We start from the raw sequence: 22,327 nt of genomic DNA, 5'->3' as shown, positions 1-22,327 counted from the left end.
TGCATCATGAAGACCCTTATCTATGCAGCGTTGATTGCCGGCGTATTCGCCGCTCCAGTTGCCTCTTTCGCGCAGGACGCTACGGCTCCGTTGACGCGGGCCGACGTACGCGCGGATCTGATTCGAGTAGAGCAGGCCGGGTACCGGCCGGCCGCCAAAGATGTGCACTACCCAGACGATATCCAGGCAGCAGAGGCGCGTGTTCAAACGCAGAATGTCACGGCGCAAGGGAGCACGGATGTAGGCGGCACGTCGGATGGCTCATCGCAGGCGGGTGCGCCGACGGCGACCGTAAATACTCACTCGATCTATTTCGGTCACTGAAGCTCGCGGGCGTCACAAGCCATCGTTGGTTGCTTCTTTCGGCGTATTGAGTGGACAGCCGTCTGAAAACCCAAACATCGGCGAGATGAGCGAACGCCACGGAATGTTTCAGATTCATTACAGGTATGGCGTTCACTGAATGCAGACCATAAATAAGTTTTACTTTCCGATTTTCTACTGCGCCGCCATTGTGTGAGCCATACAGCCGCATCGATGGGGAATATTGTGATCTGTTCAGATGGACATTTCTTAAGATTCCTTAAGAAATTGCTCGTCGATCGAGAGCGGTGGGAAATTCAAATACTCAGGCCGATCCGTGGACCAACGGTCAGGCCCATAAACGGAAAGGAGACGAATCGATGGAAAAGCGCCAGATGGCCTTGATGTTGCTCGCGGCGGCCGCGTTGACCGGTTGCGGAGGTGGAGATAACGTCAGCGCACCGACACCGCCAAAGCTACTGACGAACATCGCCGTGCCCAATGCTTCGAGTCCGCCATTCAGTTTCGACATCGGCTACGTCGAGGCCGGCAAGTACTTTCTTACCGACCGCAATAACAAAGCAGTCGATGTCGTAGACACCAAATCGAACACGTTGATCGCCCAGATTCCGGGACCGTTCATCGGCGCCGGCGCCACGACAAACGAGTCCGGTCCTGACGGAATCGTAGGTATCACCGGCACGAACACGATTTATGCCGGCGACGTCGATTCAGTCAAGGTGATCGATACGACCGCGCAAAAGACGGTCAACACCATCACTATCAGTAATTCCGGATCGCGCGTCGATGAGGGCTGCTACGATCCTGACGATCATCTCGTGATGTATGCGAGCCCCGGAGACTCGCCGCCGTTCGTCACGTTCATTTCCACGCTGACACAAACGGTGGTCGTAAAGCTGCCTTTCAACGGTTCGTCGGGGCTGGAAGCGTGCACATATGATCATGCCTCGAAGAGCTTTTTGATCAACAACGACGGGACCGCTGCCAATCCCGATGGAGAGCTCGATGTCATCACTGCCAGCTCCGCGGCTGCCGGAAATCCTACTGTTAGCAAGTCGTTTCCGCTAGGGAAATGCGGACCGACGGGCATCGTGCTCGGCCCGAATAACGACGTGCTCATTGGATGCGATCCACCGGCCGGCGATCCCCTCATCACGCTGATCCTCGATCGTACGAGTGGCGCGATTCAAGCCAGCCTGCCATTTGGCGGGGTGGACCAGGTCGGTTACGATCCGGCGTCCAACCGCTATTTCCTGCCGGCCCGGCACTACGTCACGAGCGGTACTGCTGCCGCGTCGGGGTTTAGCCCGCAGATGGGCGTAATCGATGGCGCGTCACGGCAGTTGCTCTTCAAGATTCCGGTGGGCACAGGCGCGCATTCTGTCGCCATCGACAGCTCGCTTGGGCAAGTGTATGTGCCGTTCCAGCCCGGTGCGGCAGGATTCCCCAATGGCGGCATCTCAGTGTTCTCGACCCGCTAGACTTATCACCAACGCCCAGGCCGGCTCAGCTCGCACGATAGGGACGTTCTTCAGGCGAGCGGCGCCTCCTGGTCACCAACAGAACACTGCGGGCTGCGGAGGATGCGGTGGCGGCTGAAGTACGGCAAAGCAAACAGGTAGAGCCCCGAGAGCAACAGAAGGGCCAGCGGCAGCAGCGGCGCGTAGGTGATCCAGGGCGGCGGGGCGCCGCGTCCTTGGGACATGGCGACAAAGTTGGCGATAACCGTCAGCGTGAAGGCGATGGATACCCACCGGTGAGACCGACGAATCCAGGTGCTGGTACTCATGTCGTGCTCCTCGGCGCCTGGATCATCTTCCAGCCATTGCCGGCGGGGTCGCGGAAACCGGCATCGACACTGCCGAAGCGGTCTACCGGCTCCTGGGTGAATTCCACGCCGCTGGCTTTCAGCTTGGCGCAGCTGGCGCGACAGTCGGTCACAGAGAGAACCAGGGGCGGCATGGCCCCCTTGGCGACCATGGCGCGCAAGGTTTGCGCAGTGGCGTCGTCGTGGATGGGCGGTCCCGGTGTGAACAGGCCGAGTTGGAATGAGGGCTGATCCGGATGCTGGACCGTGAGCCAGCGGTAGGGACCGTTGCGCACGTCCGTGTGGACGCGGAATCCGAGCTTGTCGACATAGAACGTGAGCGCTTCGTCCTGGTCATCGACGTACAAGCCCACTACATTTACACCTTGGTTCATGGCACCTCCCTGGTTGATGGTCAGAATGTATCTTTGGCCATGCGGCGGCGCTTCTCCAAAACTGCGATGTTGAGGTCGGGGCGCTGCGCGGCCTTGAGGACGCAGGCGGGCACACGGTCGAGTGGAGGCATGTTGGCCTGAGCCTCGAGGCGCAGGGCGCTGGGGCTTTGGCCGGTGATGTCGCGGAAGATGCGGCCGAAGGTGCCCAGGCTTTCCCAGCCGGTGGCGAAGGCAATTTCCGTGATGCTGAGTTCAGTGTCGCGCAGGAGGGTGATGGCCTGTTCGATGCGCCGTGTCAGCAGATAGCGGTGCGGTGGGAGGCCGAAGGCCCGCTTGAAGGAGCGCGCGAAATGGGCTTCGGAGACGCCGCTGACCTCGGCGAGGCGCTTGACGGGCCAGGCTTCGTGCGAGGCGGCGTCCATGCGGTCCTTGGCGCGTAGCAGGCGGCGCAGCAGGGCCGGGTCCGGCAACGCGTCGGCGCCGACCGGTATGGAGGACGAGGCAAGCGGCTGGGCGTGATGGTCTTCGCGAAGTGGCATGAGTTCCGGGGGGGGCGACGGTATCCGGCTAGTTTAGGCTTAACACGGGTACCCGACACGCGCGTAAGGCTGGGTCGCGGGCGGCGCTGCCGCGACTCGCTGTGCCGGATCGGTCCTGGCGATCGGCTCGCCCGACAGTTTCGCGAATACGGTTGCCGCGGGCATTGTCAGTGCCACGTCTCGCACGCTCCAGGATGGGAGCAGTTTTCCTTTTTTTCAAACCGATATCGTTGCCAACCCGGACAATTCGGGCGGCCCGCTGTTCAACCGTGCCGGCGAGGTGGTCGGCATCGACGTGCAGATTTACGCGGACTCGGACAGGTCCCCCAGCCTGGCCTTTGCCATTCCGATCAACATGGCGGCCAAGGTGCGATCGCAGGTGCAAGCTGCGCAAGCGACCTCTCCTGGCGGTCTTGGCGTGGAGGTGCAGGACGTCGGCCCTGGCCTCGCCGTGGCCTTTGGTCTGCCGCGACCGGCAGGTGCGCTGGTCAATTCCGTCGCGCCCGGCACAACGGCCGCCGCGAGCGGCCTCAAGCCGGGCGACGTGATCGTCCGGATCGGCGACAAGCCGATTGATCGCTCGACCGAACTCGGCGAGGATGCGGCCGCTTTGCCGCCTGGGACGAAAACCACTCTGAAGCTGATCCGCAATCGAAGGCCGATGACACTCACGGTCAGGGTCGGCGCGTCCGCGGAAAGCCCCAAAGCTCGACCAGCCGAAGGCGGCTCAGGGGATCGCCTGCGCTTAAGCATGCATCCGCTGAATGAGGACGAGCGGCGCGCGAGCGACCTGGCTGTTGGTCTGATGGTGGACGGCGTTGACGGGCCGGCGGCAAACGCGGGCATCCAGCCTGGCGATATCGTCCTGTCGCTCAATGACACGCTGGTCGAAACGCAGGCGGACGTCACCGTTCTCGAAGCAAAGGCAGGGAAACAGGTCGCCGTGCTGATCCAGCGCAATCACGCGCGCAGTTTCGTTTCGGTCGCGGTTAGATGATCAGCAGGCTTGCGCCGGCACGCATCCCGACCAGGGTTAACCCATTCGAAACGAGGCGGCAAAGCACATACAGTTCTGACATACCAGCAGGCTTCAGACGCGGGTAGATCTCCGCGCGGGCGTGTCCGGCGGTGTTTCCTTGGTTCCACAAGATCAAAGGAGATGACAGATGGAAATCCGCGATCCTTCCCCCGGCCTCTACAACGAAGATCTCGCGCCCGCCAGACAGCGCAACTGGGGTGCTTTCAGCATCTTCAACGTCTGGACCTCGGACGTGCACAGCCTCTGGGGCTACTACCTCGCAGCCAGCCTGTTCCTGCTGTGCGGCAGCTTTATCAACTTCGTGCTGGCGATCGGGCTCAGTTCGCTGGTGATCTTCGCGCTCATGAACCTGATTGGCTACGCCGGCGAGAAGACCGGCGTGCCTTATCCGGTGCTGGCGCGCGCCTCCTTTGGCGTGTGGGGCGCCAATCTGGCAGCCATGGTGCGCGCCGTGGTGGCCTGCTTCTGGTACGGCGCGCAGACGGCGGCCGCGTCGGGCGCGATGGTCGCGCTGCTGATTCGCAGCGACAGCCTGATGGCTTTCCACAAGGGTACGCAGGTACTTGGCCACTCGGGGCTGGAGGTGATCTGCTACGTGGTCATCTGGGCGTTGCAGTTGCTCATCATCCAGAAGGGCATGGAAACGGTGCGCAAGTTCCAGGATTGGGCTGGCCCGGCGGTGTGGGTCGCGATGCTGATCCTGGCGATCGGTCTGTGCGTGAAAGCCGGCGGCTTCTCATTCACCCATGGCATTCCGATGGACGTGCTGCTCCAGAAGACCGGCGACGCCGGCGTCAGCGGCGAGCCAGGCTCGTTCTGGGCGCTGATGGCCGTTGGCGCGACCTGGATCACCTACTTCGCGGCGCTCTACCTGAATTTCTGCGACTTCTCGCGCTATGCGAAAAATCGCGACGCAGTGAAGAAAGGAAATTTGTGGGGCCTGCCGGTCAACCTGATCGCCTTCTCGCTGGTCGCCGGCGTCACCACCATCGCCGCCTTTAAGGTGTACGGCGAAGTGCTGCTTCACCCCGAACAGATCTCGGCCAAGTTCGACAGCTGGGTGCTGGCGCTCATCGCGGCACTGACCTTCGCGGTCGCCACGTTGGGCATTAACGTCGTGGCCAATTTCGTTTCGGCGGCGTTCGACATCTCCAACACGTTCCCCAAGCGGATCAGCTTCAAGAAGGGTGGCTACATCGCCGCGGCCATCGCGCTGGTGCTCTATCCGTTCGCGCCGTGGGAAGGCAACGCCGCACACTTCGTCAACGCCATCGGCGCGACGATGGGCCCGCTGCTGGGGATCATTCTGGTGGACTACTACCTGGTGGCCAAGGGCAATATCAATGTTGCGGCGCTCTATCAGGAGCACGGCGAGTATCGTTACGAAGGCGGCTGGAATGTCAACGCGCTGGTCTCCGCCGCGGTCGGCAGCGTGTTTTCGACTTTCCTGCCAAATTTCACCAATCTGCTGCCGGTCTGGTGGAATACCTATGGGTGGTTTTTCGGCGTGGTGATCGGCGGCGGCATGTACCTGATCATGGCCACGCTGCGGCCGCGTACGGCGATCGCGCCGACCCGTGCCTGAAGGTTTTCCTGACGCGATGGTAGGGGCGGCGCCCGGCTTCTGGCGCGCGGAACAGGCACGGCAACAATGCTTATGGTTGGACGTCGCCGGGCATGCTAGGATTTCTCGCAAACAACTCCGGAGACTGCTATGCCGTTCATCTGCGAAAACGTTGAATGTCGCGCCGTGCTGGCCCGCGGGCAGGTTAGATCCATTCACGAGGACGCGGGGTGGTGCTTCTACTGCCCAGACTGCAAAGTGAGGAACGCGTTAAAGGATATCGGTGAGCCGGGCGGTCACGTTGAGTTGGTTCAACCGGAGAAATCCGGTCTCCCGCACAAGGTGATTGCAACGGCTCGACCGCTGGAGGACGGCAAGTACGCGGCGCAATTGCGCGTACAAAGGGCACTCGGTATGAAAGGGACTTACGCGGTCGAAGAACACTGGGAACAGCTTGGTGTATTCCCAGACCCGCACGAGGCCGTCGCGCATGCGAAGTCTATTGCGGCAGACTTGCTGGATCGAAAGGCCTAGTCTCGAGCGCAACGCTGGAAGCAGCCGCGCACACCGTGCGCGGCTCCTGACGGCTGGCCCATGACCGTAAATCCGCGCGACGCGACAAAGGGTGCTGATCAGCACCGGTGCCGGCGCCGGGAAGGCCGACATCACTCACGGCGCATCGACGGGAGCGAGCTTGATAAATAGTTTCGCGGCCTCGTTGCCGTGCGACAAGGCGCGCAGTGCGAGGGAGAGCGCTAGCTGTGCGTCGTGTGCGACCGCACTACGGTCCTGATCGAAGAGCTTGACGGCGTGGCGCATATGCTGCGCCGCCTGATCGTGAAGCTCAGCCGCCATTGCGTGCTGTTTTGCGGCGTTTGTGTTGTCTGCGCCAGAGCCGGTCGATGCAGGTGCGGTCGGCGGCGTGTTCGCACTGTGTGCGCCGGCATCGTGTGCCTGATCGATCGCGTGCAACGTATGGCCATGGGCCATCATCGCCTGGTGTGCGGCGTGGGCATAGTCTTTACCCGCCTCGAAATGCCGCGACGCCCCGCGGTGAAATCGCGAGGCCTGCTCGTGATGCGATGCTGCGGCTTCAAGATGTTCTTTTTTGTTGTGCTTCGTGCTCATACCGGCTCCTGTAAGTCCATAAGACCAACGCCGATGGCGACCGATTCGAAGACCAGTGGCGGGTCGAAAACCACTGGGTTCGAATTTACACGCACTTGCACGCCCGGTGACATTTTCGTCGCGCGGAATACTTCAACAACCGGCGGCGTTCAGCCAGATCTGGCCAGGTGAGGGTCGAATACGAATGATCGCGGTAAACGTGGCCGAAGCCATTCGCTATCTATCCCGGTCCCTCAGAATGAGAACGTTGTATTGAGCATCACCAGACGTGCCTCGCCGACCGCAATGATCAGATTGCTGCTGCTTGACGGGTAGTATGTCTTGTCGAAGACGTTCTTCACGTTAAGTTGCACGCGCGTTGGAATCTTGCCGATCTTCGTTTCGAACTTCAACCCGGCTTCGTAGACCCGACCGCGCTCGGGCGCGAGGGGCTCGCTGACCTCCGTGGCGACGTTCGGCACGAACGACTTGCTGAAGTTCGCATAGGCGGACAACGCGGGCGTCAGCTTGTACACCAGCCCGAACTGCGGCAGCCACACTTGTCCGTGCGAGTGATCGGCGATGACGAATGGGCGCCCAACGCCGGAAAGTTGCTGCCAGTTTTCCCAGCGCACACCGCCGACGGCAATCAGGCGATCGGTCAGGTGGACGGTGTCCTGCGTAATCAGCGAGTATGTATGGACCTTCGAGAGGCTGTCGCTTTGCGACGCGCTCGCTGTGCCGCCCGTCGAGAGCGTCCCATAGACCGGGTCGTACAGGTCGAATCCGGACACCGCCTTGCCGCGGATCGTGTCGCCACGGAAGGAGCGCTGGCGTTCGTATTCGCCGCCCACATAGACTTCGTGGCGCATACCCGCGAGGTTCAGGTCGCCGACCGCGCCGATCGTGGCGATCTCGTCGGAATCGTTGCGGCCAAGGTTCGCATCCGATGAGCGGCTCATGATGCCGGTCTTGCTGTTGAATGCCGTTGCGCGGGTTAGATACTGATCGTAGCGGTCGCGGCTGGGAATCGTTATCAATAACGATCAAAAAAATAAGACGCCACGCAGGCGTTGCCATTCAGATCGAATTGTCGACCGATGGACTGACTATGCGCGCCGCTGACGCCAAGTAAAGCGGTGATGGATTGCGACGGTTTTCGCAAAGACACGTGTACGTTAACTTGATCACATGATCATCGTTTGACGCCACGGCCATCCGGCACACGTCATCCCAGCCAGTGACAGCGTCAGGCGAATCTGTTTCAACGTTCGCGGGCCTGCGGACCGTTGCATACGCCGCGCACAGTGCAATCCACAAGCCGGGCAGCAACTGTTCAGCCAACGCGTCAGGCAATTGTGCCAGGAGGATTCGCGCCGCGCGTGTTGCAGTAACCGTGTGAAGCACCGTGAAGTCCGGCGAGCGCCAGTAGGCACTAATCGTCGCCCGCGTCAGGTCGTCGAGTAAGGAGACAGTAACCGGAGGCGCAAGAACGGCCTGCCTGAACCGCACATCGCATGCAACGGCGCGCAAGCGTGATGTGATCGAGTTGCCCTGTACAACCGTGTCGTCTATTGCACGTACGACGTTGTCAAACCCGGCATCGACGTTTTCTGCCGTGCGGGCCTCGTCGAAATGGGCATCAATAGGCAGGTGCGACGAGATTAACGCGGCGAGGCCGGAGGCGATTTCACCGGGATGCGCCACCTCGATGCCGTATGCCAAGCGGATAAGCGCGTGAAAGGCCTGCGTTGCCGGTGCGAACGGCACCTCTTTCAGCACTGCCGCGATGACCGGGACGGAGCCCGTTTCGGCGATCCAATCCAGAAAACACAGGCGCAAAGCGCCGAATGCGGCGGCATTGCCGAGTTGTCGCGACCATTCGTGACGGCTGACGATTGTGCCGACAGGCGGCGCACTCAATGCATATTCGCGCTCCCACATATCGAAGAAATCCTGCAGTCGAGCTGGCGATGCCCCCATCCCGGCCAATGCGACAAGCGCCATCGGACAATGGTTGGTTGTACCTCTAGCCATCAGGTCGAAACGAGCGTTTGCATCCAGAAGCTCATTCAACTTGAGCTTAACGGGGTCCTTGCGCATATTGCCATCTCTCGATCAAAGGAACGAATCCATTGTGAAAGTTCAAGTAGACTTGAAGTCAAGAGAGAATTCGTGGAAACGTCATGAACGAGACGACGATTGCAATTGGTGAACTTGCCAGACGCTCGGGCGTAGCGGCGAGTGCGATTCGTTTCTACGAGGAACAGGGGCTGATCAGCAGTACCCGAACAGAAGGTGGTCACCGGCAGTATCGAAGGGAGGTCCTCCGTCGCGTCGGGTTTATCCGCGCCGCGCAGGCTGTCGGATTGAACCTTTCGGAGATTCGTTCTGCCCTTGAGACGTTGCCCGGGCAACGCACTCCGACCAAGCAGGATTGGCAACGTCTCTCTCGCGCCTGGCAGCCTCTGCTTCAGGAACGCATCGATGGTCTTATTGCATTGCGTGATCAGTTTGCGTCCTGTGTAGGCTGCGGCTGCCTTTCGCTGAAGTCATGTTCTCTCTACAATCCCGACGATGTTGCCCGACGACGGGGAAGCGGTCCGCGATATCTGCTGGGTGACACCTCGCGCGCTGTGTTGGCGGACGACATCGCGGATAAGCAGAAGACGTGAGACGGCGGAAGTGATAACTCACCAATGAAGCGCTCACGCGGCCTCCTTCGTCGCAGACGCCGCTGAACTCAAAAGGAAGCATGAAACGACTATTCCTCGCTGCGCTTGCAGCCACCTCTTTCGCGACTTGCGTTCATGCGCAAAGCAACGAACCGGGCCCACTCGTCACGCCCGCGGGCAAACTGCAGTTCGAGCGCGTCGACCGTGATTTCGTGGGGATGCTCGACAAGGAAATTTTCGATCGCTTCGGTGCGAACACGCTCGCGCACTTCGATGACATCGGCAACGCAAATGACACCGTCACGCGCATGCTCGTGCAAACTGATTCCGGCCCGGTGCTGTACGACTTTCGCCACCATCCGCCGCTTGTACAGCGCCTGGGTGAGCGGATGACGGTCAAGCGCGTATTTTGGCAAAGCGATGAAGTCGTGATGCAAAGCTCGCAAGGCTGGTTCCGATTCAAACGTGGCGTGCTGACGAAGCTGCAGTCGTCTACGACGACGTACCATTGATTACTCCGCACGTCGAACACACGCTTGCTAGCGACGACGTACATCGCCTTCCCCGCACGGCTCAGCCAGCATTGTCCGCGACCGAGATCAGCGCAAGTGCCGCCGGCACGAGCGGCTGCGCTGCCTCCTTGTTTGCCAACTGCCCATAGACGTAGGCACCGTCGATAAGAAGTGCGATCTGGTTGGCCAGATTGTCCGGCCGGGCAACGCCGATTTGCTTCGCTAGCGTACAGAGACGGCGGCGCAACTCCACCTTATGCCTGAGGGCCACCACCCGCGCGGGATGATCCGGCGCCGGAAACTCCGTTGCCACGTTGAGAAAAGGGCAGCCGCGGTATTTCGGTGCGGCGATGTCACGAGCGATCCACTTGAGGTGAGCCGTGAGCTCGTCTCTGGGGGCGTTCCGGTGGCGCGTCGCGGTCTTGTCCCAGTCCGCCCAATAATTTACGTCGTCCCGCTCGAGCACCGCAGCGACAAGATCGTCCTTGGTCGTGAAGTGCCGATAGAGACTGGTCTTCGCAACCCCTGACCGTTCGACGACGAGATCGACCCCGACGGCTCTGACACCCTCCTGATAGAACAACTCAGCCGCCGTATCGAGTATGCGTTCCCGCACGCTGGCGGAACTGGCGGTTCCGCCTTCTTTTGCTGTGGTAGGTGCGCCTCTGCTCATGGCTAGTCCTCTTGAGAGACGGAAACTTTTAGCTTACCGATTACTGTACCAACATATCCCTTGACACGCTACAGATCTGTACTCTACTCTTCATAAAAAGATACAGATCTGTAGCGTTGTTGCCTTGCCAGGCCGCTGTTCCCCCATTCGAAGAAACACCATAACAACTGGAGGTCTGCAATGACGTCGAATCAAACCGTGGCCGTCTTCGGCGCCTATGGCCACACCGGCCGCTTCGTGGTGTCTGAACTGGTCAGGCGCGGCTGGAGACCTATCATTTCCGGACGCGATGCCAGCAAGCTGAACGCCTTGGGCTCCGCTTACCCCGGGCTGGATATTCGGCCCGCGTCGGTAGATGACGCGGATTCTCTCGACCGGGCGCTTGCGGGTGCGGCCGCTGTGATCAATTGCGCCGGCCCCTTCGCGAGTACGTCTGCGCCGGTGATCGAAGCCGCGTTGCGTGCACGGATTCCGTATCTGGACGTCGCGGCGGAGTTGGAGGCCAATCTGGACGCGTTCAAGCATTACGCTGAACGGGCGCGAGAGGCGGGCATCGTGATCGTGCCGGGGATGGCATTCTTTGGCGGCTTGGGCGATCTGCTTGCCACGGCGGCAATGGGCGATTGGACGGCAGCGGACGAAATCTGCATCGCCTATGGGCTCAGCAGCTGGAAGCCGACGCTCGGCACAAGGGCGGCGGGCCAGGTTTCGAGGCAGCGTAGGGCGGGGCGCCGCCTTGTCTTTACGAAAGGGCAGATGGTGTTCCGCACGGACGCAGCGCCGGTTGGCGAATGGCAGTTCCCTGCGCCGCTCGGCACGCAACCGGTCATTGGAGAATTCACGATGGCGGATACGGTGACGATCGCGCGTCATCTGAAGACACCCGAGATTCGCTCGTACATGACGGCTGTGGCGGTTAAAGACCTGTTGGAGCCGGATGCGTCGCCGCCTGTCGCGGTCGACGAAAACGGACGCTCCGCGCAAACCTTCCTGGTCGACGTCGTCGTGCGCTCGGGAGGCAATGAACGTCGCGCATCGGCAAGCGGTCAGGATATCTACGCAATCAGCGCGCCCCTGGTGGTTGAAGCGGTCAGGCGCGTCGTCAAAGGGCTGGTCCACCGGGCAGGCGTCTTCGCCGCCGGCGAAGCCTTCGACGCGCGTGATTTTCTGGAGTCGCTGGGTCAGGAGCATCTGGCATTGGAGATGCCGTGAATGGTGGTCCTGCTTTCAGGCGCTCACTGCGACGCTGCCCGGCTGTCCGGATGCCGCGGATCATGCAGCTGGTCCGCCGACCAGCCGCCGCCCAGATCGCCGAATAGCGACGCCGCGTCCAGCAAGCGCGTCTCCTGAACATTCAGCGCGGTCTGCTGAGTGGCCAACTGTGTGGCCTGCGCGGTCGCCACGGTCGTGTAGTCCACTGTGCCGGCCTGGTACTCGTTGAACGCGATCTCGGCGCCGCGGGTTGCATCTTGCACAGCCGTATCCAGGACGACCGACTGCTCGGCCAGAATTCGCAAGCCGCTCAAATCGTCTTCAACGTTCTGGAACGCCGTCAACACCGTGCCCCGGTAGTTGGCGACGGCCGAGTCGTAGGCGGCCTTCGCAGCGTCGACGTCGGCGCTGCGCAAGCCGCCGTCGAAAAGCGTTTCGGTGGCGCTGCCGCCGAGCGACCAGACATAGTTGGCCACGTTGAACAGACCGGACAATGGCGACTGCGTGAGCCCGGCCAGCCCGGAAAGGGAAATCTCCGGGTAGTACGCCGACACGGCCACGCCGATCGCCGCGTTTTGCGCAGCCATCTTGCGCTCGGCTGCGGCGATGTCCGGCCGGCGTTCGAGCAGCGTCGACGGCACGCCGACGGGCACGCCCGGCAGCACCGGCATCGTAGTGCTGTGCGTAATCGAGAGCTCTTCCGGATTCTTGCCCACCAGCACGGCAATCGCGTGTGCGTCTTGAGCACGCGCCACGCCGAGAGCGATCAGATTGGACTGCGCCGTCTCGAGCTGGGTGCGGGCAGAGATCAAGTCGGACGGCGGAATGGTGCCCGCCTGATCCTGGTCGGACACGACGTCCAGAAAGTGCTGGTAGGCCACGACCGTCTTCTGCAGAAGGTCGATATTGGCGTCGCTGGTGCGCAGTTGGATGATCGCCGTGGCCAGCGCCACCTGCTCGGAGAGCGTCGCATTGGCGAGCGTCGCTTCGCTCGATTGCGCTGTCGCGGCGTTTTCTTCGATCGTGCGCCGCACCTGGCCCCACAGGTCAGGCGCCCAGCTGACGTTGCCTTCCAGCGAGGCCGAGTTGACCACTCGGGCGGCATTGCCGACCGAGCTGCGCGCCTTGGTGCCCGAACCGGTTGCGCCGATGGTCGGGAACAGGCCCGCACGCGCCGCCCGCACTTCTGCCAGCGCTTCCTGATAGTTCGCGTAGTCCGCGCGCACGGTCTGGTTCGACACTGACACCAGCGGTTCGAGCTGATCCATCAGCGGATCGTTGAAGGCCGTCCACCAGTCGCCCTTCGGTTTGTCCGCCGCTGGCTCGGCTTGCGTCCAGCCCGGCAACTCCGAGTAAGTGGCGGCCACGTTGACTGGCGGCCGGTGGTAGTCCGGGCCGACCATGCAGCCGCTGGCCAGCAGGGCCAGCGTCGCGACGGCCAGCGGCCGAAGGTGGCCAAAGCGACCAGGGCGGCCAAAGCGGTTACGGGAAATCTTCATCGTCATGCCCTCGTATCCGGTTGTCCGGGTTGCTGCGCGTCGCGATTCCATGGCAGGTTGGCGGACCATCTGACCAGCTTGAAACGCAAGCGGTCGAGGTAGAGGTAGATCACCGGCGTCGTGTACAAGGTAAAGACCTGACTCAGGATCAGGCCACCCATCACCGTGATACCGAGCGGTTGCCGCAGCGACGCGCCCTGGCCAATGCCGATGGCCAGCGGCACCGCGCCGAGCACGGCCGCGAATGTGGTCATCATGATCGGCCGCAGACGGACCACGGCGGCCGAGTGAATCGCGTCCCTCGCCGGCATGCCTTCGGTGCGCTGCAAATGGATCGCGACGTCGACCATCATGATGCCGTTCTTCTTGACGATACCGATCAGCAGGATGATGCCGATCAACGCGATCACGGAGAACGGTGTGCCGAAGATCAGCAAGGCCAGCGTCGCGCCGATGCCCGCGGACGGCAGCGTCGACAGGATGGTCAACGGATGGATCGAGCTTTCGTACAGCACGCCGAGCACGATATACACCACGCCGAGCGCCGCCAGGATCAGAAGCGGCACCGTCCCCATGGACTGCGAGTAGGCCGCCGCCGCGCCGGCGAACGAGCCGTGGATGCTGGCGGGCATGCCGATCTCGCGGATCGTGTTGTTGATCGCCACGCCCGCCTTGCTCAACGAACCGCCCGCCGGCAGGTTGAACGAAATCGTCGCGGCCACGAGGCCGCTCTGGTGGTTCACCTGTGTTGACGTATGGCTGTTCGAGAACGAAGCCAGCGCCGCCAGCGGCACCATGGTTTCAGCCGACGTGCTGTCCGCACTGCCGGTCGAACTGCCGCCCTTGCTATTGGCAATGCTGTTGGTGGTTGCGTTGGCTTGTGCGTTCGAGTTGAGTGCGTTCGTGGTCGCACTGGCTTCGGTCGCCACGGTCACGCCCGACACCGTGGCACCCGGCATCTGCGTGCCTGCCGTGCCGGTGGCGTTGCCCGACGCCGTGCTGAGGTAAATCTGGTTGAGCGCTTGCGGGTATTGCCAGTAATCCGGCGCCACCTCCATCACCACGAAATACTGGTTGAGCGGGTTGTAGATAGTCGACACCGTGCGCTGGCCGAACGCGTCATACAGCACGCTGTCGACCTGGTTCGGCGCAAAGCCGTAGCGCGCCGCTGTCGAGCGATTAATGGTGACGTAGGTCTGCAGACCGTTTTGCTGCAAGTCCGAGTTCACGTCGAGCAACTGCGCATGCTCCTTGCCGAGCGCGGCGACGAGTAGCGGTGTCCACTTGAACAGCGCGGCGGAGTCGTCGCTGGTGAGCGTGTATTGATACTCGGCAGCGGATTGCCGTCCGCCGATTCGCAGATCCTGCTGTGCCTGGATAAACAGCCGGGCGCCCGAGACCGCATTGAGCTTGGGCCGCAGGCGGTTCACGACCTCGGTGGCCGAGGCGTGGCGTTGCGCCAGCGGCTTGAGTTCGATGAACACGTTCGCCGTATTGAGCGCGCGGCCGCCCGTAAAGCCCGCTACCGAGGCCACGGCCGGATCTTTCTGCACGATCTCCTGCAATTGCGTGAGCTTCTTTTGCATCGCCGGAAAGGAGATGCTCTGGTCGGCGATGATCTGTCCAATCAGGATGCCCGTGTCCTGCTCGGGAAAGAAGGTGGCCGGCACCAGCTTGAACAGGAACACGTTGCCCACCAGTAGACCGATCAACAGCAGGATGACCAGCAGTGCATGGTCCAGTACGGCCGTAAGCGAGCGCGCGTAGGCATTCTTGAAGCGATCGAACTGCTTTTCGACCCATATCGCCCAACGCGCTTTCGAATGCCCGGCGTTGTCGCGGCTCAGCACGTAGGCGCACATGGCCGGCGTGACCGTCAGCGAAATCACCAGCGAGATCAGGATGGCGATGGAGAGCGTGACCGCGAACTCATGGAACAGCAGGCCGACCACACCCGGCATCAGCATGATCGGGAGAAACACCGCGATCAGCGAGAGGCTCATCGAGATCACCGTGAAGCCCACTTCGCCGCTGCCTTTCAAGGCGGCCTCTTTCGGACTGAGCCCCAACTCCATGTGACGCACGATGTTTTCCAGCACTACTACCGCATCGTCGACCACGAAGCCGGTACCGATGGTCAGCGCCATCAGCGAAAGGTTGTCGATGCTGTAGCCGAGCAGGTACATCGGCCCGAAGGTGCCCACGATCGACAGCGGCAGTGCGACGGCCGGCACCAGCGTGGCGCGCGGCGATTGCAGGAAAATGAACACGACGCCCACTACCAGCAGCACGGCGATGAACAGCGTGCGCTCGGTGTCGCCCACCGACGCTCTGACCGACTCCGAACGGTCGATCGCGATGCCCACGTGCACACTGCTCGGCAGCGTCGCCTCGATCGAGGGCAGGACCTTGCGGATCTGTGCGACGGTGCTCACGACATTGCTGCCCGGCATCGGATACACGATCACGAGGATGGCGGACTTGCCGTTGAAGAGCCCGGCATTGCGGATATTTTCGTTCGAATCCCTGACCTGGGCCACGTCGCGCAACTGGACCGGTGAGCCGTTGCGGTAGGCGACCACCAGGTCGCGATACGGGGCGGCGTGCGTGATCTGGTCGTTGGACGTGACCACGTAGCGCTGGTCGCCCTCGTCGAGATGGCCCTTCGCGCTATCGGCGTTGGCGGCGCTGATCGCCGCGCGCACGTCTTCCAGACCGATGCCGTAGCTGTTCAGTTTGCCCGGTTGCAATTCCACACGTACCGAGGGCAGCGCGCCGCCGCCAAGCGTAATCTGACCCACGCCCTGGACTTGCGAGAGTTGCTGCTGGATCACCGAATCCGCGGAGTCGTAGAGCTGTGCCTTGGTGAGCGTGTCCGACGTCAGCGAGAGCACCATGATCGGCGCATCCGCCGGGTTGTACTGGCGATAGCTCGGGTTGCTGCGCAGCGTGGTCGGCAAATCGGCCCGCGCCGCCTGGATGGCCGCTTCGACGTCGCGCGCGGCGCCGTTGATGTCGCGCTTCAGGCCGAACTCGACCACGATCAGCGACGAGCCGACGGAGCTGATCGACGTCAGCTCCTCAACGTCGGCAATCGTGGCGAGCCGCCGCTCGAGCGGCTCGGCCACCGTGGTCCCCATGATGTCCGGGCTCGCGCCCGCCATGTTCGCCTGCACCACGATGACCGGAAAGGCGATGTTCGGCAACGGCGCAACCGGGAGCCGGAAGTAGGCGAGCGCCCCGGAGATCATGATCGCGACGGCCAGAAGCGTGGTCGCGACGGGCCGCCGGATGAATAACGCCGAGATGTTCAAGGCGTTTCCTCCGCACCGCCGCCAGGCGAACTCTCCGGTTTATTGCGGTTGCGCCAGCGTCTCGTACGCTCGGCCATTCTGTCGAAGAACAGATAGATCACGGGCGTGGTGAAGAGCGTCAGCACCTGGCTCAGCGTCAGACCGCCGATGATCGCGAGACCCAGCGGCCGGCGCAATTCCGAACCCGTGCCGCTGCCGAGCAGCATCGGCAGCGCGCCGAGCATGGCGGCGAGGGTGGTCATCAGGATCGGGCGGAAACGCAGCAGCGAAGCCTCGAAGATCGCCTCGCGCGGCGGCTTGCCGTGATTGCGTTCAGCGTCCAGCGCGAAGTCCACCATCATGATGGCGTTCTTCTTGACGATACCAATGAGCAGCACGATACCGATAATGCCGATCACATCCAGGTCGCTGCCGGCGATCATCAGCGCGAGCAGGGCGCCGATACCCGCGGAGGGCAGCGTGGACAGAATCGTTACCGGATGGATAAAGCTCTCATACAGCACGCCGAGCACGATATACACCGCCACCAGCGCCGCGATCAGCAGATAGACTTCGCTCGACAGCGAATCCTCGAATGCTTGGGCCGCGCCTTGCAGCGATGAGGTGATCGACGGCGGCAGGTTCACTGACTGTTCGGCTTGATGGATGGCCTTGACGGCGGTGCTCAACGACGCATCCTTCGCGAGATTGAACGAGATGGTGACCGATGGGAACTGCGCCAGATGGCTGATCACAAGCGGCGACTTGGTGATCTGGATCTTCGCGATGCCCGACAGCGGCACCTGGCCCGTGCTGCTGGTCTGACTCGGCAGATACAGGTTGCCGATCGACTGCACGTTCGGCAACGATTCCGGTTTGGCGACGAGAATCACGCGGTACTGGTTCGACTGCTCGAAGATGGTCGAGACGATCCGCTGGCCGAGCGCGTCGTACAGCGCGTTGTCGATCGTCGCGGGCGTAATGCCGAAGCGCGCCGCCAACTGCCGGTTAACTTCGACGTTCACGCTGAGGCCGTCGGTATTCATGTCGCTTTGCACGTCGGCAAGCGACGGAATCTGCTTCAGCTTCGCTATCAGTTCCGGCACGTACTTCTGGAAAGCCTGCTGGCTTGGTCCGCGCAGCACGAAGCTGTACTGGTTCGGCGAGACCGTCGTGTCGAGCGTCAGATCCTGCTCGGGCTGCATGTAGAGCTTGACGCCCGGCACATTGGCGACTTCCTGTTGCAGACGCCGGGCCACTTCCTGCGCCGTGTCGGAACGCTTGTCGCGGTCGCGAAGATTGATCAGGAAGCGCCCATTGTTCAGCGTCGAGTTCGTGCCGTCGATACCCACGTAGGAAGTCAGCGAGGTGACATCCGGGTCTTTCAGGATCGCATCGGCGAGCGCGCCCTGGCGGTTCACCATCGCGGCGTACGACACCGAGTTGTCGGCCACGCTAATACCCTCGATCACGCCGACGTCCTGCACCGGAAAGAGGCCCTTCGGAATCACCACGTACAGGATGCCGGTCAGCACGACCGTACCGACGGCCACCACGAGCGTCAGCACCTGGTGATCCAGCACCCAGCGCAGCCCGCGCTCATAGGCGCCGAGCGTTTTGTCGAACAGGCCCTCGCTGATCCGCTCAAAGCGGCTCGGATGACGGTCGGCCTGCGCGCGCAACATGCGCGCACAGAGCATCGGCACCACGGTCAGCGACACGATTGCGGAGATCACGATGGTGACGGCGAGCGTCACCGCGAATTCGCTGAACAGACGACCGATCACGCCGCCCATGAAGAGCAGCGGAATCAGCACGGCAATCAGCGAGATGGTCAGCGACAGAATCGTAAAGCCGATCTGGCCCGCGCCTTCCAGCGCGGCTTCGAGTGGTGTCTTGCCTTCCTCCAGATAACGCACGATGTTCTCGATCATCACGATCGAGTCGTCGACCACGAAGCCGGTGGCGATGATGAGCGCCATCAGCGAGAGGTTGTCGATCGAGTAGTTCAACTGGTACATCACGGCCAGCGTGCCGATCAGCGACACCGGCACCGATATGCTCGGAATGAGCGTGGCGGGCACGTTGCGCAGGAACACGAAGATCACTGCGACCACCAGCACGATGGCGAGAATCAGTTCGAATGCCGCGTCGGAGACCGACGAGCGGATCACGCCCGTGGTGTCCGACACCACGGTCACTTTCATGCCGGCCGGCAGCGTGGACTCGAGCTGCGGCAGTTGCTTCATGATCTGGTTGACGGTCGCGATCACGTTCGCGCCCGGTTGCCGCTGCACGTTGAGCACGATGGCCGGCGAGCCGTTGTACCAGGCGCCGCGCTCGACGTCCTGAGCAGCCTGACTGACCCGCGCGACGTCGCGCATGAACACCGGGGCGCCGTTCTGGTAGGCGATCACCGTGTCCAGATAGTCCTTCGGATCGGTGATCTGATCGTTGCCGTTGATCGTGTAATCGAGGTCCGGCCCGTCGAAATTGCCCTTCGGCTGACTGACGTTGACATAGCTGAGCAGCGTGCGCAGATCGTCGATGTTCAGGCCGTAGGCGGCCAGCTTGTGCGGGTCCGCTTCGACGCGGATCGCCGGGACATTGCCGCCGCTCGTCGTGACCACGCCCACGCCCGACACCTCGGAAATCTTGGTGCCGAGACGGTTGTTGGCAACGTCTTCAAGCTGGGTCAGCGACATCGATTTCGACGTGACCGCGAGCGTCAGGATCGGCTGGTCGGCCGGATTGACCTTGGCATATGTCGGCGGCGCCGGCAGACCGGAGGGCAGGTAGCTGTTGGAGGCGTTGATGGCCTGCTGGACGTTCTGTTCGGCAATGTCGAGGTTCAGCGACAGATCGAACTGCAGGGTGATGACCGACGCGCCGTCCGAACTATACGACGTCATCTGTTGCAAACCGGGGATCTCGCCCAACTGCACTTCGAGCGGCGCCGTGACCGTGGTGGCCATCACGTCCGGGCTCGCGCCCGGATAGAACGTCTGCACCTGGATGGTCGGATAGTCGACGTTGGGCAGCGATGAAACCGGCAGCACGCGCATGGCGACGAGGCCCACCAGCACGAGGGCGATCATCAGCAGCAGCGTGGCTACCGGTCGAAGAATAAACAGACGGGAGATGTTCATCGGCGCGTGAGCCCGCTACGACGAAGCAGCATTGGCCGACGCCGCTGCTGGCGCGGACGCAGCAGCGGGCTCGGAGGCGGCAGGCTCCGCGGCGGCGCCGCTGGCCGACGCACTAGCCGCGGCGGGCTTCGGCTTGGCCGCCTGGATTTTGGCGCCGTCGTTCAGGCGGTCCGTGCCGTCCGTGACGACCTGGTTGCCCTGGGAGAGGCCGGACAGGATGACTGTGTTCTTGCCGTCGCTCGGGCCGAGCTTGACCTTGTGTACCGAGACGGTGTTGTTCGCATTGACCAGATAGACGAAGTCGCCCGGCGCGCCGGTTTGCACAGCGGGAGTCGGCACCAGCACGGCATTCTGCATCGTATCGACCAGCAACTTGACGTTGACGAACTCGTTGGGGAACAGCGCTTCGTCCTCGTTGGCGAAAGTGGCGCGTAAGGTGACGGTGCCGGTCGACGTGGCCATCTGGTTGCTGACGGCGTAAAGCGCGCCTGTGGCAACCTCGCGCGCGTTGTCGCTGGAATAGGCGGTGACCGGCAAGGTCGCGCCGCCATTCAGGCGCTGCACGATGGAGGCCAGCGCGTCTTGCGGCACCGTGAATTGCACGGTAGTCGGCTTGATGGTGGTGATGACGACAATCCCCGTCGACGATGACGCCGTCACGTAGTTGCCCGGGTCGACGAGGCGCAGACCAACCTTGCCGGCGACCGGCGCGGTGATGCGGCAATAGGTCAGGTCGAGGTCAAACTGGGCGATGTTGGCGAGATCGGCCTGGACCGCAGCCTCGTCCTGCTGCACCAGGAATTGCTGATCTGCAAAGGTCTGCTGGGCGATCGACTTGCGCTCGTTCAACTGCGTGAAGCGGACCAGATCGGCACGCGCCTGGGCGAGCGTCGCGCGGTCTTTGGCGAGTGTCGCCTGAGCCTGCTGCTTGCTGATCTGATACTGGCGCGGATCGATCTGGGCGAGGAACTGGCCTTTCTGCACTTCCTGGCCTTCGTGATAACCGACGGCCGTGAGGTAGCCGCTTAGCTGCGGCAGCACGGTCACGGTGGCGGTCGGCGTGACCGTGCCGAGTTCGCTTAACGTGACTGGCATCGAGCCGAGTGTGGCGCTCGCCACAGTGACGACGATGGGTGCGACGTCGCGCGTGGGTTTCTTCTGGGTCAACAGGTGGACAACGACAAGCGCGACTAGCGCCAGCACGACAACCGCAAACAGAATGAGCCCGCGTCGGGAGCGCTTGGGTTGCTTGGACACGGCTTCGCTCATAGGTATCTCCGAAAACAGATGCTGCCGTTGATAGTCGGACGGGGAGTCATTCTCTGCCGGGATGTTGGGAACATGCCATGGTTCTCGCGCGTTGTCACAACCCAACGACTGTTTGGACTGCTGTTATCTAATTGCAAGCAAAGCGGACTGCGCAAATTGCATAACGTTGTGACCGGCACGGGGCGATGTTATGGGCTGGTGATTGGATTCGTGACGATGAATGCGCTTCGTAATCGGCGGTAACGTTTTATCAAGGTGACGCCGCGGAATAGCGCGTGCGGCGAATCGCCGACGGCCGGGAGGGCCTTGCTGACAGACCGTGTGTTACTCATGTTCGCCTTGGTGGAAGCGGGTGGACAACCATTGAGATCAAGCATGGCATCAATGTACCAGGGGCGCGCAAGGCTTGAGTTACCGGAGTGATACATGTTGGGGTCTGAAAGACTCCGTCGGGTGTCTTTCGGCCCGCAGCTCGCGCTAACGAACGGTTGATCGTGGGGGCTTTCTTTGGGCCGTGGTCGCAGCGAGCGGGAATACGCGTTGAAAGCTTATTGGAATTATTCGAGTCGCGATGAGGGAACAGGTCCAGGCATTGAAGGAGGAAGCGCGTCCCCGGCCGGCGCGACGGCAAGACGAAGTTCCCGGTAGGCAATCGCTAGCGCGTCGAGGCTGAACGTCCGGTTCAGTCCGCTGGGATTGGGCAATACCCATGTGCGGGCGCCGCCGAACGTTGTTGGTTGTGGGCCCCAGTGGACGTCGCGTGTGTCCGACATGGCGGAGAGCGCCATCTTCCCCAGGAAGGCAACACATTGCGGCGCATATCGTTCAATCTTCTGCTCGAATTCCGTCGCAGCCGCTTTGAACTCCCCTGGTGATAGTTCGTCCGCTCGTGCGGTTGGACGCGAGACCACGGTTGTCAGGCCACAACCATACTGCAGGAGCGTGTGATCGTCGTCAGGAGAAATCTGTTCGGGGGTGAACCCCGCCAGATAAACGACCCGCCAGAACCGATTGCCCCTGCCGGCAAAGTGGTGGCCGGTCGATGCCGCAAGGACACCCGGATTGATTCCGCAAAACACCACCGATAAACCGGGCTCAAGGATGTCAGGAAGACTTTGAAGTGGATCGGAGTGAGTCACGGACGGTGTAATCCTTTATTGGGGAGAGGCTCCCGCGAGAGCAGCAGTTTGGGCTACACCGTCGCGTGTGGACAAGCCACAACCTTGAGTTCCTCCGCAACCGTCTTTGCATGGGTCCAGACCGTATCGGC

Annotated in this window: 19 protein-coding genes and 1 pseudogene; 8 read left to right on the top strand and 12 right to left on the bottom strand. The window is 62.0% G+C overall.

The annotated features are described in order from the left end of the window. The first annotated feature begins 6 nt into the window (after positions 1–6). Positions 7–324, top strand: a complete 318-nt coding sequence (locus tag PQQ86_RS36770; protein ID WP_408278619.1) for a DUF4148 domain-containing protein — start codon at positions 7–9, stop codon at positions 322–324. A gap of 359 nt (positions 325–683) precedes the next feature. After that, a complete protein-coding gene (locus PQQ86_RS36765) occupies positions 684–1,805 on the top strand; it encodes a YncE family protein (RefSeq protein ID WP_408278617.1) in 1,122 nt (373 codons plus the stop codon). 50 nt (positions 1,806–1,855) lie between these two features. On the opposite strand, the gene PQQ86_RS36760 is transcribed toward PQQ86_RS36765, so the two are convergent. From PQQ86_RS36760 to PQQ86_RS36750, 3 genes are read right to left on the bottom strand one after another with little or no spacing between them, the layout of a single operon-like run. Next, on the bottom strand, positions 1,856–2,113 hold the full coding sequence (locus tag PQQ86_RS36760; RefSeq protein ID WP_408278614.1) for a hypothetical protein: 258 nt from the start codon (positions 2,111–2,113) through the stop codon (positions 1,856–1,858). Further along, positions 2,110–2,526 (bottom strand): VOC family protein, encoded by a 417-nt coding sequence (locus PQQ86_RS36755; RefSeq protein WP_408278611.1) that lies wholly within the window; start codon positions 2,524–2,526, stop codon positions 2,110–2,112. The genes PQQ86_RS36760 and PQQ86_RS36755 overlap by 4 nt, the downstream gene beginning before the upstream one ends. Positions 2,527–2,546: 20 nt before the next feature. Then, positions 2,547–3,065, bottom strand: a complete 519-nt coding sequence (locus PQQ86_RS36750; protein WP_408278608.1) for a helix-turn-helix transcriptional regulator — start codon at positions 3,063–3,065, stop codon at positions 2,547–2,549. A gap of 115 nt (positions 3,066–3,180) precedes the next feature. Here PQQ86_RS36750 and PQQ86_RS36745 point away from each other — a divergent pair, with 115 nt between their 5' ends. The 3 genes from PQQ86_RS36745 to PQQ86_RS36735 all read left to right on the top strand — a co-directional run bounded on the left by PQQ86_RS36745 (position 3,181) and on the right by PQQ86_RS36735 (position 6,202). Continuing rightward, positions 3,181–4,062: a PDZ domain-containing protein gene (locus tag PQQ86_RS36745; protein ID WP_408279443.1), complete on the top strand. Its 882-nt coding sequence runs from the start codon at positions 3,181–3,183 to the stop codon at positions 4,060–4,062. Between the two features lie 169 nt (positions 4,063–4,231). After that, complete coding sequence (locus PQQ86_RS36740) at positions 4,232–5,689, top strand: NCS1 family nucleobase:cation symporter-1 (protein WP_408278605.1); 1,458 nt, start codon at positions 4,232–4,234, stop codon at positions 5,687–5,689. Positions 5,690–5,818: 129 nt separating this feature from the next. Then, entirely contained in the window at positions 5,819–6,202 is a 384-nt protein-coding gene (locus PQQ86_RS36735; RefSeq protein WP_408278602.1) for a hypothetical protein, read from the top strand. Positions 6,203–6,337: 135 nt separating this feature from the next. Here the strand turns inward: PQQ86_RS36735 and PQQ86_RS36730 are convergent, their stop codons facing one another. The 3 genes and pseudogenes from PQQ86_RS36730 to PQQ86_RS36720 all read right to left on the bottom strand — a co-directional run bounded on the left by PQQ86_RS36730 (position 6,338) and on the right by PQQ86_RS36720 (position 8,878). Beyond that, a complete protein-coding gene (locus PQQ86_RS36730; protein ID WP_408278600.1) occupies positions 6,338–6,796 on the bottom strand; it encodes a hypothetical protein in 459 nt (152 codons plus the stop codon). Positions 6,797–7,029: 233 nt separating this feature from the next. After that, a pseudogene (locus PQQ86_RS36725) lies at positions 7,030–7,797 on the bottom strand (TonB-dependent receptor domain-containing protein); the annotation flags it as partial. A 58-nt stretch (positions 7,798–7,855) separates the two neighbouring features. After that, complete coding sequence (locus PQQ86_RS36720; RefSeq protein ID WP_408278597.1) at positions 7,856–8,878, bottom strand: questin oxidase family protein; 1,023 nt, start codon at positions 8,876–8,878, stop codon at positions 7,856–7,858. A gap of 83 nt (positions 8,879–8,961) precedes the next feature. Between PQQ86_RS36720 and soxR the strand changes: the two genes are divergently transcribed. Then, a complete protein-coding gene (gene soxR, locus PQQ86_RS36715) occupies positions 8,962–9,450 on the top strand; it encodes a redox-sensitive transcriptional activator SoxR (protein ID WP_408278594.1) in 489 nt (162 codons plus the stop codon). An 80-nt stretch (positions 9,451–9,530) separates the two neighbouring features. After that, positions 9,531–9,962: a hypothetical protein gene (locus PQQ86_RS36710; RefSeq protein WP_408278591.1), complete on the top strand. Its 432-nt coding sequence runs from the start codon at positions 9,531–9,533 to the stop codon at positions 9,960–9,962. Between the two features lie 61 nt (positions 9,963–10,023). Here PQQ86_RS36710 and PQQ86_RS36705 read toward each other — a convergent pair whose 3' ends face one another. Beyond that, entirely contained in the window at positions 10,024–10,635 is a 612-nt protein-coding gene (locus PQQ86_RS36705; protein ID WP_408278588.1) for a TetR/AcrR family transcriptional regulator, read from the bottom strand. A 180-nt stretch (positions 10,636–10,815) separates the two neighbouring features. On the opposite strand from PQQ86_RS36705, the gene PQQ86_RS36700 reads away from it, so the two are divergent. Further along, positions 10,816–11,847: a saccharopine dehydrogenase family protein gene (locus PQQ86_RS36700; protein WP_408278586.1), complete on the top strand. Its 1,032-nt coding sequence runs from the start codon at positions 10,816–10,818 to the stop codon at positions 11,845–11,847. A gap of 23 nt (positions 11,848–11,870) precedes the next feature. Here PQQ86_RS36700 and PQQ86_RS36695 read toward each other — a convergent pair whose 3' ends face one another. From PQQ86_RS36695 to mug, 5 genes are all read right to left on the bottom strand, one after another. Further along, a complete protein-coding gene (locus tag PQQ86_RS36695) occupies positions 11,871–13,352 on the bottom strand; it encodes an efflux transporter outer membrane subunit (RefSeq protein WP_408278583.1) in 1,482 nt (493 codons plus the stop codon). After that, positions 13,349–16,660, bottom strand: a complete 3,312-nt coding sequence (locus tag PQQ86_RS36690) for an efflux RND transporter permease subunit (protein WP_408278580.1) — start codon at positions 16,658–16,660, stop codon at positions 13,349–13,351. Before PQQ86_RS36690 ends, PQQ86_RS36695 begins: the two co-directional genes overlap by 4 nt. Continuing rightward, positions 16,657–19,788 (bottom strand): efflux RND transporter permease subunit, encoded by a 3,132-nt coding sequence (locus PQQ86_RS36685; RefSeq protein WP_408278577.1) that lies wholly within the window; start codon positions 19,786–19,788, stop codon positions 16,657–16,659. The genes PQQ86_RS36690 and PQQ86_RS36685 overlap by 4 nt, the downstream gene beginning before the upstream one ends. Positions 19,789–19,803: 15 nt before the next feature. Further along, positions 19,804–21,057 carry an efflux RND transporter periplasmic adaptor subunit gene (locus PQQ86_RS36680; protein ID WP_408278574.1) on the bottom strand — a complete coding sequence of 418 codons (1,254 nt, stop codon included), beginning with the start codon at positions 21,055–21,057 and terminating at the stop codon, positions 19,804–19,806. A gap of 557 nt (positions 21,058–21,614) precedes the next feature. Beyond that, the gene (mug, locus tag PQQ86_RS36675) at positions 21,615–22,196 is read right to left on the bottom strand and encodes a G/U mismatch-specific DNA glycosylase (RefSeq protein WP_408278572.1); all 582 of its coding nucleotides are present in this window, start codon (positions 22,194–22,196) and stop codon (positions 21,615–21,617) included. Between the last annotated feature and the right edge of the window lie 131 nt (positions 22,197–22,327).

Source organism: Paraburkholderia sediminicola (genome assembly GCF_046026675.1).
Classification (GTDB): domain Bacteria; phylum Pseudomonadota; class Gammaproteobacteria; order Burkholderiales; family Burkholderiaceae; genus Paraburkholderia; species Paraburkholderia sediminicola_F.
This window is presented reverse-complemented; position numbering and strand designations above follow the sequence as displayed.